Raw genomic sequence first — 13,748 nt, 5'->3', positions numbered from 1 at the left:
ACCGTCGCCGCTCAGTCCATGCCCGGTACCGGCGCGCCCGAGGGAACACCGGCCCCGACATAACCGTCGTAGAACTCCCTCCAGGGCGCGCTCATTCTGGCGTGCGGCCCCTCGAAGCGCTCGCCGCGCGCCTTGGCGTCCAGGGCGGCCAGGCAGACCTCCCAGCCGGCGCCGTTGCGGGCGGCGGTGTTCTCCGCCAGGAGGACGTTGGTCAGGGTGAACCGGGTGCGGCCGTCGCCGGCCTCTTCGAGGTCGAAGTGGAGTTCGTCCCCGCCCCACTCGAAGGACAGGTGCCGGGGCGGGTCGACGGCGAGCACCGTGCCGGTGAACTCCGGGGTGCCGGGGTCGCCGCTGAAGCGGATGGTGCCGCCGGGCCGCAGTTCCATCTCGGCGCGGAACGGGAACCATCCGGCGAGTTCGTCGGGGTCGGTCGCGAAGTGCCAGACGCGGTCGACCGGGTGGTCGTAGGTGCGGGTGAACCGGACGGCCGGGCGGCCGTCGCCCAGGGTCAGATAGGTGCCGGTGAGGTCGACGGACATGGTGCGTGGATCCTTCGCGGTGGGGGGGTTCAGGTGTCGTCCGACGTCGCCGCGACGTCGGGGTGCGCGGCGTGCGCGGCGCCGTCCGCCCGCTCGGCGGGGTCGCCCTCGGCGGCCGGCTCGTCGAGGCGGCGGCCCAGGGCGTCGAGGCTGCTGTTCCACAGCCTGCGGTACGGCGCCAGCCAGGCGTCCAGGGCGGCGATCGGGGCCGGGTCGAGGGCGTAGACGCGGCGCTGCGCGTCCTGCGTGACCCGTACCAGACCGGCCTCCCGCAGCACCTTCAGATGCTTGGACGTGCTCGGCTGGCTCAGTCCGCACGCCTCCACGATCTCCCCCACGGGCCGGGGCCGCTCCAGGAGCAGGGCGACGATGGCCCGCCGGTGGGGATCGGCGAGGGCGGTCCAGAGTGCGGCGGTGTCGAACATTGCAGGCAATATGCCACGACAGTTATATGCCAGTCAAGGAATAAATGAGGGCCACCTAGCGAAACGTTGTCGTTTCGCAGAAGGTGGTCTACTCTCCATGAGTACGAAACAGTTTCGTTTACGAACTGTTCGCGCTCTTGACCTGCGGACGACTTCCCTGGAGTTCCCGATGTCCCAGAAGACCCTGGCCGACGGCCCCCGCTCGGGGGCCCCGGCGCAGGCGGCGGCCCCGGTCGACGCCTCACCTCGACGGTGGTGGATCCTCGCGATCATCGCCGTCGCCCAGCTGATGGTCGTGCTCGACGCCACGATCGTGAACATCGCCCTGCCCTCCGCCCAGGCCGACCTCGGCTTCTCCGACGGCAACCGGCAGTGGATCGTGACCGCGTACGCGCTGGCCTTCGCCTCTCTGCTGCTGCTCGGCGGACGCATCGCCGACCTGTTCGGCCGCAAGCCCGCCTTTCTCGTCGGCGTCGTCGGCTTCGCCGCGGCCTCCGCCCTCGGCGGTGCCGCGAACGGCTTCACCATGCTCGTCACCGCGCGCGCCCTGCAGGGTGCCTTCGGCGCACTGCTCGCACCCGCCGCGCTGTCGCTGCTGAACACCACCTTCACCAACCCCCGCGAACGGGCCCGCGCGTTCAGCGTCTACGGCGCCATCGCCGGTGCCGGCGGCGCGGTGGGTCTGCTGCTCGGCGGTGTGCTGACGGACGCACTCGACTGGCGCTGGACCCTCTACGTGAACGTGGCCATCGCGGTCGTCGCCTTCATCGGCGGCTGGGTCCTGCTGGGCAACCACCGCGACGCGGCGAACGCCAAGCTCGACGTGCCGGGCACGGTCCTGGTCGCCGCGGGTCTCTTCTCCCTGGTGTACGGCTTCTCCAACGCCGAGACCCACGACTGGGGTTCGCCGCTGACCTGGGGATTCCTGATCGCGGGCGGTGTACTGCTGGCAGCCTTCACCTGGTGGCAGACCCGGGCCACGCACCCGCTGCTGCCGCTGCGCATCCTGCTCGACCGCGACCGCGGCGCCTCCTTCGTCGCGGTGCTCATCACCGGCGCGGGCATGTTCGGCGTGTTCCTCTTCCTGACCTACTACCTCCAGCTCAACCTCGGCTTCAGCCCGACGAAGACGGGTGTGGCGTTCCTGCCGATGGTCGGCGCGCTGATGGTCACCGCACAGGTCGGCACCACGGTGCTGATCCCGCGGATGGGCCCCAAGGCGGTCATACCGCTGGGCTTCGCGATCGCCACGGCCGGCATGGCCTGGCTGACCGGCATCGGCCTCGGCTCGGACTACGCCACCGCGGTGCTGCCGCAGCTGATCGTGATCGGTGTCGGCCTCGGCCTGGTCATGCCGCCCGCCATGCAGCTGGCCACCGGCGGAGTCGCGGCCGAGGACGCGGGTGTCGCCTCGGCGACCGTCAACGCCATGCAGCAGGTGGGCGGTTCGATCGGCACGGCCCTCTTGAACACGCTCGCCGCGAGCGCCGCCACCGACTACCTGTCGGACCACAACCCGGCCGACAAGGCGGCCCAGGCGCAGGCGACGATCGAGAGCTACACCACCGCCTTCTGGTGGTCGGCCGCCCTCTTCGCCGCGGGCACGATCATCGCGTTCCTGCTCTACCGGCGCGGCCTGCCGGAGCAGAACCCCGAGGGAGCCCCGGTCGTGCACATGTGACAACCGCCTCCGCTCCGCCGAGCCGCAGCGGAGCCGTCCGGTCCGAGGGGCCGCCGTCAGCAGGGAGACGGCGGCCCCTCCTCGGTGTCATGGTGTGGGTATGCGCAAGGCGTCGGCGGCGCTGGGCACCGCACTGTTCCTCGTCGTGGCCGCGGGCAGCGCGACCGTGCTCGTGCCCTGGTGGCTGACCGGCGGCTGGCGGGCCGGCCACTGGTGGCCGGCCCTTCGGCTGTGCGGCCTGGTGCCCCTCGCGGCCGGCACGGCGGTCCTTCTGGACGCCTACCGGCGCTTCGCTCTCGAGGGCCTCGGCACCCCGTCCCCCGTCGCCCCTCCCACCCGGCTGGTGGTCGGCGGCCCGTATCGCCACGTGCGCAATCCGATCTACATCGCGGTCGTCGCCGTACTGACCGGGCAGGGCCTGCTGCTCGCGCGCCCGGTGCTGTTCGCCTACGCGGTCGGCGTCTGGGTGCCGGCCTGGGTGTTCGTGCGCTGGTACGAGGAGCCCGGACTGGCGCGCCGGTTCGGCGCCGACTACGAGCGCTACCGGCGGTCGGTGCCGGCCTGGTGGCCCCGGCGCACCCCGTGGCACGACACCGGGGAACGCCCCGACGAGTGATGTACGGCGAGGGGGCGGGAGCCCGGTGGAAACCGGCTGCCCTTCCGGCACCGGGCCGATTGCCGATCCCGTTGTGAACGGGTTGTTTCTCGCCGCTCCCCGGAAGGCCCCCCACGGGCCTGTCCGGGGAGCGGCTGTGTCACCGGGAGCCGGCGGGAGGCCCCACTCCGCCCGCCGGCCCCGGTGCGAGATCGCTGGTTCCCCGCCCCAGGGGCCGCACTCCCCAGTTGCGAACCTGATCCGGCGTCACGGGGACCGTGCGATCCCGGTCCTAGAACGCGAAAACGCTGCTGTTCAGCGCGTCCTTCACGCACGTGTTGCCGAAGGTGTGCTCGTACGAGACGCGTTGGCCCTGCCAGACGCCCTGGACGGTGACGACGACGGGGTCGTACAGCTTGGTGCACCAGACGTCGTCGCGCGTCTTGAGGGATCCGAAGTCGCCACCGACGCCGCGCAGTTCGGCGCAGGCCAGGGCCGCGGCCGGGTGGGTGCCGGAGGCCGTCGGGGCGCAGTTCAGGGTGACGGCGCGCTCCGGGGTCGCGGTGGCCGCGTCGGCGCCGTGGCCGGTGGTGAGCACCAGCGCCGAGGGGGCGTAGAGCGACGGCGCGACGGCGTCCGGCACGGCGACGGCGGCCCCGGTCAGGGGTCCGCAGACGGCGGCGGCCGTGAGGCCGAGGGTCGCTGCCCAGCGCGCGGTGGTCCGCATGGTGTGCATCCTTCCGCTCGAGGAAACGGGGCGCTCGCTCCGGTCAGGTCGTGTCCGGAGCGGCGAGCGTCACTCTGCCGAGTCCGGCCTCGAAACACACATCGCACCCACGGGTTTCAGTAACCTTGCGTATTGAATCAGTGGCGTGAAGTCACGGAGTCCAGGCGTGTCGACCGCACAACTGAGCGGTTCTTGATCGCGGGAAGCGGCCAGTTGGCCGGAAATCACCTGCTGGTTAATAGGCCTGAAACATTCCGGCTCCGCTCCTGGCGAACCTCTTCACGACCCCTCCACGACTCCTTGCGTTCATGAGGGCACGCGAGTAATCCTCATTACATGATTACGTCAGAGCAGAAAGGGAAGCTGCGCGGCTGGTTCGCCGGCCGGCTGCCCGACGATCTCTTCGAGGAACTGGTCGAGGTGACCCCCGACCGCGAGGAGATCACGGTGATCGGCCGCATCCCCGAACCCCGGCTCGCCGAGGACGCCTCGGACGCCGAGCGGGAGGCCGCCCTGCGCGCACGCATCCAGGAGTTCCGGGAGCGCACCCGCGAGGCCCGGATGGAGGTGGCCCGCGAGGCCGAGCACCGCTTCCGCCGGAAGGTCTCCTGGGGCGTGGTGTGCGGCGCCGAACGCGCCCTGTTCACGCATGTCGCGGCGCCGGTGATGACCCGGCTGCGGCAGCCCGAGCGGCAGGTCCTGGACACCCTCATCGCCGGGGGCGTCGCGCGCAGCCGCAGTGACGCGCTCGCCTGGTGCGTGCGACTGGTCCAGCGCCACACCGACGACTGGCTCGCCGAACTGCGCGAGTCCCTCGAACACGTCCAGCGGGTACGGGCGCAGGGACCGGACGGCGAGGAGGTGGGCGAATCCTCCGACGGTGACGGTGACGGCGACGGCGACGGCGAACGGGGGTGACACATCCTCCGGCCTGAATGCCGGCCGTGATCGACGGGGGCTGCACAGCCCCGGCCACCTGCCCGTATCGTCGGCCCGCAGCGCACCTCAGGGACGGACGGCGGGAGGGCCGGATGGCCAGGCACTGGGCGGACTTCCAGTACGAGATCTATCTGAACGGGCTGACGGGTGCCGTGCCCCGGCTGCCCACGGATCTGACCCGGCTGGAGGAGCTGGCCGAACACCGGCTCGGCCCCGGCCCGGTGGGCTACGTGTCGGGCAGTGCGGGCGCGGGCAGCACGGCGCGCGCCAACCGGGCTGCTCTCGACCGGCGCCGGATCCTGCCGCGCATGCTCAAGGACGTCCAGGAGCGCGACCTTTCGGTGCGGGTGCTCGGCCGCGCCCTGCCGGCGCCGCTCGCCCTGGCCCCGGTGGGCGTGTTGTCCATCGTGCATCCCGACGCCGAACTCGCCGCCGCCCGGGCCGCCGCGGCGCAGGGGGTGCCGTACATCCTGTCCTCGGCGTCCAGCACGCCGATGGAGCAGGTGGCCGAGGCGATGGGTGAGGGCGAGCGGTGGTTCCAGCTGTACTGGGGCAAGGACCGTGAGGTGACGCGGAGTTTCCTCGACCGCGCCGGGGCGGCCGGCTTCACCGCGCTGTTCGTCACTCTGGACACCCCGTTGCTGGCGTGGCGTCCGCGTGACCTGGACCAGGCGTACCTGCCGTTCCTGCACGGGGTGGGCACCGCCAACTACTTCACCGACCCGGCCTTCCGGGCGGGCCTCGCCAAGCCGGTGCACGAGGACCCCAACGCGGCGGTGATGCACTTCCTCGGCCTGTTCGGGGACGCGAGCCACACCTGGCCGGACCTGTCGTTCCTGCGTGAGCACTGGGACGGCCCGATCGTCCTCAAGGGCGTGCTGCACCCCGACGACGCCCGGCTGGCCGCCGAGGCGGGGATGGACGGGGTCGTGGTCTCCAACCACGGCGGCCGCCAGGTGGCCGGTTCCGTCGCGGCGGCCGACGCGCTGCCCCGGGTCGCGGAGGCGGTCGGCGACCGGCTCGCCGTGCTCTTCGACAGCGGCATCCGCACCGGCGACGACGTCTTCAAGGCCCTGGCCCTCGGCGCGCGGGCGGTCCTGCTCGGACGCCCGTACGTGTACGGCCTCGGACTCGACGGACAGGCGGGCGTCGACCACGTCATCCGCTGCTTGCTCGCCGAGTTCGACCTCACCCTCGCGCTGTCCGGCCACGCGACTGCGGCGACGGTGACGGCGGACGACGTCGTCGAGATGCCCGTATAGGACGGGGCACCTGTGGCGGACGGCGGTCCGTGTCCGGCGCGCCGCGCGGCGGGCCGGACACGGGCCGCCGGAACTACGTGCCCTGGTCCGGCAGTTCGGCGGGCCGGGCGGACCGGCCGTCGCTGCCGGCGGCGGAGAAGGAGCCGGGGCCGGGTGACGGTGTGCCGGTCTGCCAGCGCTGGTCGGCGGAGCGGTCCCGGACCTTGACGACCAGGTCGGCGCCGGGCCGGTCGCCGGCCGGGGCGAGGGCGAGGGTCCGGTCCCAGCGGGGCAGCAACTCGCCCTGCGCGGTGAGGTCGTAGCGCACGTCGTCGCCCCGCCGCGTGCCGGGGTCGGCGCAGGTGCCGAGGATGACCACGCCGGCGTCGGCGTGCGAGTCCAGGCAGAGGGCCGGGTCGGCGGCGCTGTGCAGCAGCCCGTCGGCGTCGTACGTCCATTGCTGGGTCCGCGCCGAGGAGCAGGCGCCGAGCGCGGTGCCCGTGCCGACCTGGGGCGTGCCCTTGATATCGAGGCACAGCCCGGTGCCGGCGTTGCCCAGCCGGGTCGGCCGGCCCGCCGACGGCAGGCCGGCGGTGCCGGGTGCCGGCGCGGTGGCGGAGGCCGAGGGGGACGAGGCGTCGGTGCCGGGTGCGGCGCCGGTGGTGGCGACCGGTGCGATGCCGTCGCCGCCGTCGGGCCAGACGGCGACGGCGAGGACCGTGGCGAGCAGTCCGGCGGAGGCGATGCCGACGCCGGTGAGCAGTGTCCGGGACGACCAGCCGGCACCAGAACGGCGTGACGGCGCCGGGATCCTGGCGAACAGTCCGGTCTCGGAGCCGCTCCGGCGGCGGCCCCCGCGAGCGGTGGCGCGGGCCACCGGTCCGGGTCCGTCACCGCCGCGTCGGCGCCCGCGTGAGCGCCGGGCGGCGACGCGGGTGCGGGCGGGGTTCGGCCGGCTGCGGCCGGGGCGCGAGTCGAGGTAGCGGCGGGCACCCCAGCCGAGGACCGCCTCGGCGAGCAGCACGCCCGAACCGGCCTCGATCCGGCCGAGTTGCTCGGCGGCGTGCCGGCAGTAGGGGCAGTCGTCGAGGTGCCGGCGGACGTCCGGGAGCAGGCCGCCGGCCCGGCGCAGCGGTACGTCGAGAAGGCGGTTGTAGTGGCGGCATTCGGTGCTCGGGGCGAGTTCCCGGTGCGCGCGCACGCAGCCTTCCCGGAATTTCTCGCGAGCCTGTTCGAGTGCGACCGCGGCGCTGTCGCTGTCCAGCCCGAGCAGTCCGGCGGGGACGTTTATCGGTTCGGCCTCGACCTCGGTGTGCCAGAGCAACGTCTGTTCGAATCGGGGAAGGCTGTGGAATGAGCGGCCGGACAGTGCGCGGTTTTCCGGTATCAGGGTCTTCGCGGCGCGCATGCCGCGGCCTCCGGCGGGTTTCTCGAGGCCGGGCAGAACGGCGGTCGTGCGTTGCGTGGCCGTCCAGTTGACGACCGTGTCGCGGACGGCGACCAGCAGTCGGGGTCTGAGCGCCTCGGCGGGTTCGCCGAGGGTGAGCCGGTCCAGGACCTGGTGGAAGGCGGCTGCGGTGACCATGTGGGCGAGCGGCCCGGGCGTGGCCAGGCAGATCACGGCGTAGTCGTGCGCGGGCCGCCAGTGCCGGGCCATCAGCAGGGCGGCGGAGCGCGAGGCCTCCGCGTCGGAGCCGGCGCGCAGCGGGGCGGCGACGGACTCGTCGGGCTCCGTGGGTTCGGCGCCCGGAGGCGGGTAGGCGGGACGAGGGGGGTGGGGGGTGGACACTCGGCGGATTCCTTTGGCGCGTGTGATGCGTCGGTGCGCCCTTCTCGGCGCGCACTTCTGGGATGTGCGCGCGGGGAGCGGGAATTCGCCGGGGTCGTGCCGTCCCGGTTCCTCAACTGCCGGATAGCGCCCGGGGATTACTCCCCGCACGAACGTTTCAACCCTTGCACAACTTCCACACGGGCAACAAGGCAATCGTTCACATCGAGCCGTTTGAAAGAAAGTCAGAAAGCCGCGTCGGACCTGGTTCCGCGGGGTGGTTTTCGGCTATTCACGCGCCCCGTGTGAACCGCGCGCACGCACCGGGCGGCCGCGCACGCTCCCGTCGTACAGCGGCCGGGAGTGGACTGTGAAGCGGCCCCCTCGGAAGGCCCCGCGCAGGGTGGGGGTCCCCCGGCTCCAGCGCGGCACGGAGCCGAGGGGAGACTCTCCTGCGCGACACCGGCCGCCGGCCTCGTTCCTCCTGCCCAGGGCCGGCGGCCCCCGCACCCGGCCGGCGGCTCCAGCGGCTTCCCCCGTCGGCCGGGGCGGTGTCAGATCTGCCAGGAGCGCAGCCGGTCGGCCGCGCCGTACACGTCGGCCTTGCCGGACATCAGGTCGCGGGCGAGGTCGACGAGGGCGCCGTAGGGCGGGTCGATGCCGACGCCGCTGACGAACATGTAGGCCACGGCGGTCGCGCAGGCGAAGCGGGCGTTGGCCGAGGGCAGCGGCTTGAGGACGGCGAGGGTGTGCAGCAGGGCGGCGGCCCGCCAGGCGGGGTCGGAGTCCACGCCGAGGCGGGGCGGGTCGACGCGGTGCCGGGCGACGGCGGCGACCAGCGCGGAGAAGTCGTCCACCGTGGGCTGGTCGGGCAGGACCTCCTCGTGGCGCTGGAGCAGCCACGGGACGTCGATATGGATGGTGGAGGGCATCGCTCAGGCGGCCTTGCCCTTGACGGGGGGCTCGTCCTCGGGGAAGGCGGCCGCGAACTCCTCGGCGTGGGCGGTGAAGAAGCTCCGGAACGCCTCCGCGCCCTCCTGAAGCGCCCGGTGCCGGGCGATGTCGGCGGCGGCCGCCTCCCGTACGAGGGCCTTCATCGACGTACCGCGCTCCTTGGCGATCTGCCGCAGGTCCTCGAGTTCGCGTTCGCTGAACTCCACGTTGAGAGCTGGCATGCCATCACGGTACCGCGAGGGTACTTACCCGTAAATATCACCAGGTCACGCCGACTTCGCCCCGGTACCTCCGGCACCGGCAAGGGCGCGTGGGCGCGCCGGATCAAGGGTGTGGCTCCACGGGCTCCTGACGCCCTCCGACACCCCTCATCCTCAGACGCGCCGCTCCAGATCCATCACATTTGAGCACAAAACGTGTCTCATTTCCTTCATGCACACACCTTCGCGGCGTACCCTGCTCCGTGCCCCGTTCGTTGCCGCCGGCGCGGGACTCCTGGCGGCCTGCAGCGACTCGGGCTCCGACTCCCCCTCGGGCTCCGGCCCGAAGGGCCCGGCGGTCGCCGAGGGGAACTTCGTTCCCCCGGGGCCCAAGGGATATGTCGAGCCATCGGGTCCGGAGGTCCGTGCCGCCGAGCGTAAGCGTGGCTCCGGCCCGGTGCGCATGCTCAAGTTCACCGCCGCCGAGAGCACGCTGGACCTGGGCGGCAAACACGTGCGGACCTGGACCTACCACGACGCGCTGCCCGGACCCCTGGTGCGCGTCACCGCGGGCGACGTCCTCAGCCTCACGCTCGCCAACCGGCTGCCGACCACCACCACGCTCCACTCCCACGGCATCCGGCTGCGCTGCGACATGGACGGCGTTCCCGACCTGACCCAGAGGGCGATCGCCTCCGGATCGGATTTCACCCACCGCTTCACCGTCGCCCACCCGGGCACCTATCTGCTGCACTCCCACGTCGGGATGCAGCCGGACCGCGGTCTGTACGCCCCGCTCATCGTCGACGACCCCAAGGAACCCCTCAAGTACGACAAGGAATGGATCATCATGCTGGACGACTGGCTCGACGGGGTGGACGGCTCCACCCCCGACGGCGTGCTCGACCAGCTCAAGCCGGGCGCGAACGGGGCCATGGACATGAACGGCATGGGCATGGGCCCCGAAGCCGGCCACTCGGCTTCCGGTCACACGCCCGGCGCGAAGGCGTCCGCCGCCCGCAAGCCGGCCGGACCGAGCCGCGTGCTGCGCGACTCCCACAGCCGTCTGCTGCACGGGGAGGGGGGCAGCGTCGCCTACCCGTACTACCTCATCAACGGCCGTCTGCCCGCCGCGCCCTCCGTGTTCCGGTGCCGCCCCGGCGAGCGCATCCGGCTGCGCATCATCAACGCCGGGTCCGAGACCGCTTTCCGGGTCGCACTCGGGGGGCACAGCATGACCGTCACGCACACCGACGGCTATCCCGTGAAGCACCGGCGCACCGATACCCTGCTGCTCGGCATGGCCGAGCGCTACGACGTCATCGTCACTGCCCAGGACGGCGTCTTCCCCTTCGTCGCCATGGCCGAGGGCAAGAAGGGGCAGGCTCTCGCGGTGTTGCGGACCGACAACGGAAAAGCCGTTCCGCCGCGCGACGTCCGCCCCGAAGAGCTCGACGGGGAACTCGTCCAGGCCAGGCACCTCGAACCGGACGACTCCGTGGCCATGAAGGAGCGCGACCCCGACCGCTCGCTGCGCATCAGGGTCACCGGCACCATGAAGAGGTACGACTGGGGCTTCGACCACAAGCAGTACGACGTGCGCCAACGCCACGGCGTCCGCGCCGGCGAGCGGGTGCGGCTCACCCTCATCAACGCCACGGACATGTGGCACCCGCTGCACCTGCACGGCCACACGTTCGCCCTCACCGGCCTGGACGCGAACGGCGCGCGCAAGGACACCGCCATCGTCCTGCCCCACCGCAAGCTGGTCATCGACTTCGACGCCGACAACCCCGGCCTGTGGATGCTGCACTGCCACAACCAGTACCACTCGGAGGGCGGCATGATGACCGTCCTCGGGTACCAGAAGTGACGCGGTGACCGCCGGGGACGGCCGCCGGCTCACGCTACGGCCGGCGACCGTCCCCACCGACGGACCCGGGGCCGTCCCCGCCGACGGGCCGGGGCCCGCGGGCCCTTCCTGCCGGTGGGCCGGCGGACCCCGGAGTGCGGCGGGCCAGGGTCTTCGACGAAGGCGGCCGTGGGCTGCTGCTGGTCGCCCAGCTCACCGAGCGCTGGGGCAGCAGGCACACCGTTCCTGAAGACTGAGCAGGAGTGAGCCCGTTCAGCCGCACGCCCCGAACGGTCTTGGGCGCACTGGTCCCCGGCGTACTCGACCCCAGGATGGCGACACGGATCCTGTCCGTGGTCCGAGCCCGGGAGGCCGGTTCCCTCACGACCTGGCCATATGCGTACGGCCAGAGGCGACGGGGAGGCCCCGGACCATCTCGCCGGCGGAAAGGGGGCCCCGCACGCTGGCACCGTACCCGGCGTCCCAGATCGCACGGTCACCGTAGCCCGAACGGCCCACACCCCCGCAAGCCCGGAAGCTGACCATCACACGATCGAGCTAACGCAGCCTCGTGCGCGTTCCTCGCCCAACAGTGCCAACCCCCGAGGGCAAGACGATCTGGGCGGAGCTGAGCCTGCCGGCGGAGGATCAGTAGCCTCGCAGCCAGGGCCGTACCTGTTTGCGGGCCTCGTGCAGCCGCGACTTGAGGGTGCCGAGCGGTATGCCGAGCCGCTCGGCGATCTCGGCGTACTCCAGCTGGTAGATGTCCCGGTAGATGAGCGGCGCGACCAGGTGCGGATGCTCGCGCTCCAGCCGGTCCAGGGCCTCCAGCAGGTCGATCCGGGAGCCCGCGATGACGCTGGTGGTGCGCGGGTCGACGTGCTCGGCGGGCTCGAAGGTCGCGGGCTGCTCGGCCGCCCGTCGCTTCAGCTCCCGGTACTTCTGCCGGCAGCAGTTCGCGACGACCGTGTACAGCCAGGTGCTGAAGCGGCTGCGGCCCTCGAAGGCGGTGATGTGCCGGGCCACCTGGAACAGCACGTCCTGGGCGGCCTCCTCGGCGTCCTCCCGGCACGGCAGGAAGCGCCCGCAGCGGCGCACCACCTCCGGCCACAGTTCGGCCAGCAGCCGGTCCAGGGCGGCCCGGTCGCCCGCTGCGGCGCGCCGGGCGAGGTCTTCGGCCGTTGCCGGGTCCTGCACGTCTGGGTCCCCTTCGGAGTCGATCTCAGGCCAGGCATGATAGTCGTATGCACTCCCTGGAGCGGATCGGCCGCTACCGCCTGCAACGGCGCCTGGGTTCCGGCGCCTTCGCCACGGTGTGGCTCGCCCACGACGACGAGCTGCAGGCTCCCGTGGCGGTGAAGGTCCTCGCCGAGAACTGGGCGCACCGGCTCGACATCCGGGACCGGTTCCTGTCCGAGGCCCGGCTGCTGCGCCGGGCCGGCTCCAGCCGGGTGGTGCAGGTCTACGACATCGGGGAACTTCCCGACGGCAGGCCGTACTTCGTGATGGAGTACGCCGACGCCGGGACGCTCGCCGATCTGGCGGCCGCCGGTCCGCTGCCCGTACCGCAGGCGCTCTCGCTGACCGCGCAGGCCGCGTGGAGCGCCGCCGCGCTGCACGAGGCGGGCATCGTGCACCGCGACATCAAGCCGACCAACGTGCTGCTGCACACCACCCCGGACGGCGGCCGGCGGGTGCTGCTGGCCGACCTGGGGCTGGCCAAGAGCCTCGCGCAGGCCTCGGTGCTCACCCTGGCCGCGGGCTCGGCGGGCTACCAGCCGCCCGAGCAGGCCGAGCCCGGGGAAGGCATCGACGCGCGCGCCGACGTCTACAGCCTGGGCGCGGTCGGCTACGAACTGGTCACCGGGAGTGTGCCGGGGCCGCCCGGCAAGATCGTCCCGCCCCGCAGGCTGCGGCCGGACCTCGGCGAGGACGTGGAGCGGGCGCTGCTGCGGGCCCTGGAACCGGACCGGGAGCGGCGCTGGCCGAGCGCGCAGGCCTTCGCCCAGGAGCTGGAGCGGCTGGCGGCACAGTCCCCCGCCCGGCGGGCGGGACGGCTCGACGGCGTCCGGGGCCTGCTCAACGGCGTGACGCTCGTCGTGGCCGGGGTGCTGGCCGCCGCGGTCGCCGCCGGCGCCGTGACGCTGATGCTGCACCGGTCCCAAGGTGCCGCGCAGGACGCGAAGGTCCAGGACTCCACCGGCCGGGTGAGCATCGAGGTACCCGCCGACTGGGCGAAGGAGCTGCGTGACTCCGGTTGGGATCCGCACGCCCTCGGGCTGCCGAAGGGGCACGGGCCGGGGCTGGTCGTCGCCGACCGGCTGGCGGACTGGTCCGACCTGTCGTCCGGGGTCAACGGCGTGTTCGTCGGGGTCGCCGAACACGGGGACGTGGCCGCCCGGGTGGACGCCCTCACCCATTCCGGATGTCACTACGCCGGCGCCCGGGACTTCACCGGAGCCCGCTGGCGCGGCACGGTGCGCACCTGGACCGTCTGCCGGGACGGCGGCTCGGTCACCGAGTCCGCACTGCGCCCCACGAGCGGCGCGGACCGGCCCCAGGTGTACGTACAGGTGCGCCGGCAGGGCGACGGCGACGCCACCGACGGCATCCTCCGCTCGCTCCGGGTCACCTGACCGGCCGGTACCGGCCGTCGGGCGGGCCTGCCGGCCGCGCGGGGAAGTCGGACGCCCCGGACGGGCCTGTTGCCCGTGCGGGGAATGAGTCGTGTGACGGGGAACACGGGAAAAGATTTCCCGTAGGTCCCGAACCTTTCCGGTGGTCCGTGCATCGAAGTGTGGTGACGGCGCACCCGGCGCCCGAGGCA

At 72.6% G+C, this 13,748-nt stretch carries 13 protein-coding genes; 6 read left to right on the top strand and 7 right to left on the bottom strand.

The genetic code is table 11. From position 1 onward, the window contains the following. Window positions 1-11 precede the first annotated feature (11 nt). On the bottom strand, window positions 12-539 hold the full coding sequence (locus ACWD5D_RS14060) for an SRPBCC family protein (protein ID WP_451372926.1): 528 nt from the start codon (window positions 537-539) through the stop codon (window positions 12-14). 29 nt (window positions 540-568) lie between these two features. Further along, window positions 569-964, bottom strand: a complete 396-nt coding sequence (locus ACWD5D_RS14055; protein WP_451372925.1) for an ArsR/SmtB family transcription factor — start codon at window positions 962-964, stop codon at window positions 569-571. A gap of 169 nt (window positions 965-1,133) precedes the next feature. Here ACWD5D_RS14055 and ACWD5D_RS14050 point away from each other — a divergent pair, with 169 nt between their 5' ends. Beyond that, complete coding sequence (locus tag ACWD5D_RS14050) at window positions 1,134-2,645, top strand: MFS transporter (protein WP_451372924.1); 1,512 nt, start codon at window positions 1,134-1,136, stop codon at window positions 2,643-2,645. A 100-nt stretch (window positions 2,646-2,745) separates the two neighbouring features. Further along, window positions 2,746-3,261: a methyltransferase family protein gene (locus ACWD5D_RS14045; protein ID WP_451372923.1), complete on the top strand. Its 516-nt coding sequence runs from the start codon at window positions 2,746-2,748 to the stop codon at window positions 3,259-3,261. Window positions 3,262-3,532: 271 nt separating this feature from the next. Here ACWD5D_RS14045 and ACWD5D_RS14040 read toward each other — a convergent pair whose 3' ends face one another. After that, window positions 3,533-3,967 carry a subtilase-type protease inhibitor gene (locus tag ACWD5D_RS14040; protein WP_451372922.1) on the bottom strand — a complete coding sequence of 145 codons (435 nt, stop codon included), beginning with the start codon at window positions 3,965-3,967 and terminating at the stop codon, window positions 3,533-3,535. 336 nt (window positions 3,968-4,303) lie between these two features. Here ACWD5D_RS14040 and ACWD5D_RS14035 point away from each other — a divergent pair, with 336 nt between their 5' ends. Both ACWD5D_RS14035 and ACWD5D_RS14030 read left to right on the top strand, forming a co-directional pair. Next, window positions 4,304-4,885, top strand: a complete 582-nt coding sequence (locus ACWD5D_RS14035; protein ID WP_451372921.1) for a hypothetical protein — start codon at window positions 4,304-4,306, stop codon at window positions 4,883-4,885. A 113-nt stretch (window positions 4,886-4,998) separates the two neighbouring features. Next, window positions 4,999-6,168, top strand: coding sequence for a lactate 2-monooxygenase (locus tag ACWD5D_RS14030; protein WP_451372920.1), 1,170 nt, complete (start codon window positions 4,999-5,001; stop codon window positions 6,166-6,168). 73 nt (window positions 6,169-6,241) lie between these two features. Here ACWD5D_RS14030 and ACWD5D_RS14025 read toward each other — a convergent pair whose 3' ends face one another. The 3 genes from ACWD5D_RS14025 to ACWD5D_RS14015 all read right to left on the bottom strand — a co-directional run bounded on the left by ACWD5D_RS14025 (window position 6,242) and on the right by ACWD5D_RS14015 (window position 9,090). Beyond that, the gene (locus ACWD5D_RS14025; RefSeq protein ID WP_451372919.1) at window positions 6,242-7,936 is read right to left on the bottom strand and encodes an RICIN domain-containing protein; all 1,695 of its coding nucleotides are present in this window, start codon (window positions 7,934-7,936) and stop codon (window positions 6,242-6,244) included. A 533-nt stretch (window positions 7,937-8,469) separates the two neighbouring features. Beyond that, entirely contained in the window at window positions 8,470-8,847 is a 378-nt protein-coding gene (locus ACWD5D_RS14020; RefSeq protein WP_451372918.1) for a toxin Doc, read from the bottom strand. A gap of 3 nt (window positions 8,848-8,850) precedes the next feature. Further along, complete coding sequence (locus ACWD5D_RS14015; RefSeq protein ID WP_451372917.1) at window positions 8,851-9,090, bottom strand: hypothetical protein; 240 nt, start codon at window positions 9,088-9,090, stop codon at window positions 8,851-8,853. Between the two features lie 211 nt (window positions 9,091-9,301). Between ACWD5D_RS14015 and ACWD5D_RS14010 the strand changes: the two genes are divergently transcribed. After that, window positions 9,302-10,942, top strand: a complete 1,641-nt coding sequence (locus ACWD5D_RS14010; RefSeq protein WP_451372916.1) for a multicopper oxidase family protein — start codon at window positions 9,302-9,304, stop codon at window positions 10,940-10,942. Window positions 10,943-11,569: 627 nt separating this feature from the next. On the opposite strand, the gene ACWD5D_RS14005 is transcribed toward ACWD5D_RS14010, so the two are convergent. Further along, window positions 11,570-12,118, bottom strand: a complete 549-nt coding sequence (locus ACWD5D_RS14005) for an RNA polymerase sigma factor (protein WP_451372915.1) — start codon at window positions 12,116-12,118, stop codon at window positions 11,570-11,572. Window positions 12,119-12,165: 47 nt separating this feature from the next. Here ACWD5D_RS14005 and ACWD5D_RS14000 point away from each other — a divergent pair, with 47 nt between their 5' ends. Further along, window positions 12,166-13,557 carry a serine/threonine-protein kinase gene (locus tag ACWD5D_RS14000; RefSeq protein ID WP_451372914.1) on the top strand — a complete coding sequence of 464 codons (1,392 nt, stop codon included), beginning with the start codon at window positions 12,166-12,168 and terminating at the stop codon, window positions 13,555-13,557. The last annotated feature ends 191 nt before the right edge of the window (window positions 13,558-13,748 follow it).

It is taken from the genome of Streptomyces sp. NPDC002520 (assembly GCF_053595235.1).
The sequence above is the reverse complement of the archived record's forward strand: the minus strand, read 5'-3'. Positions and strand labels throughout refer to the sequence as shown.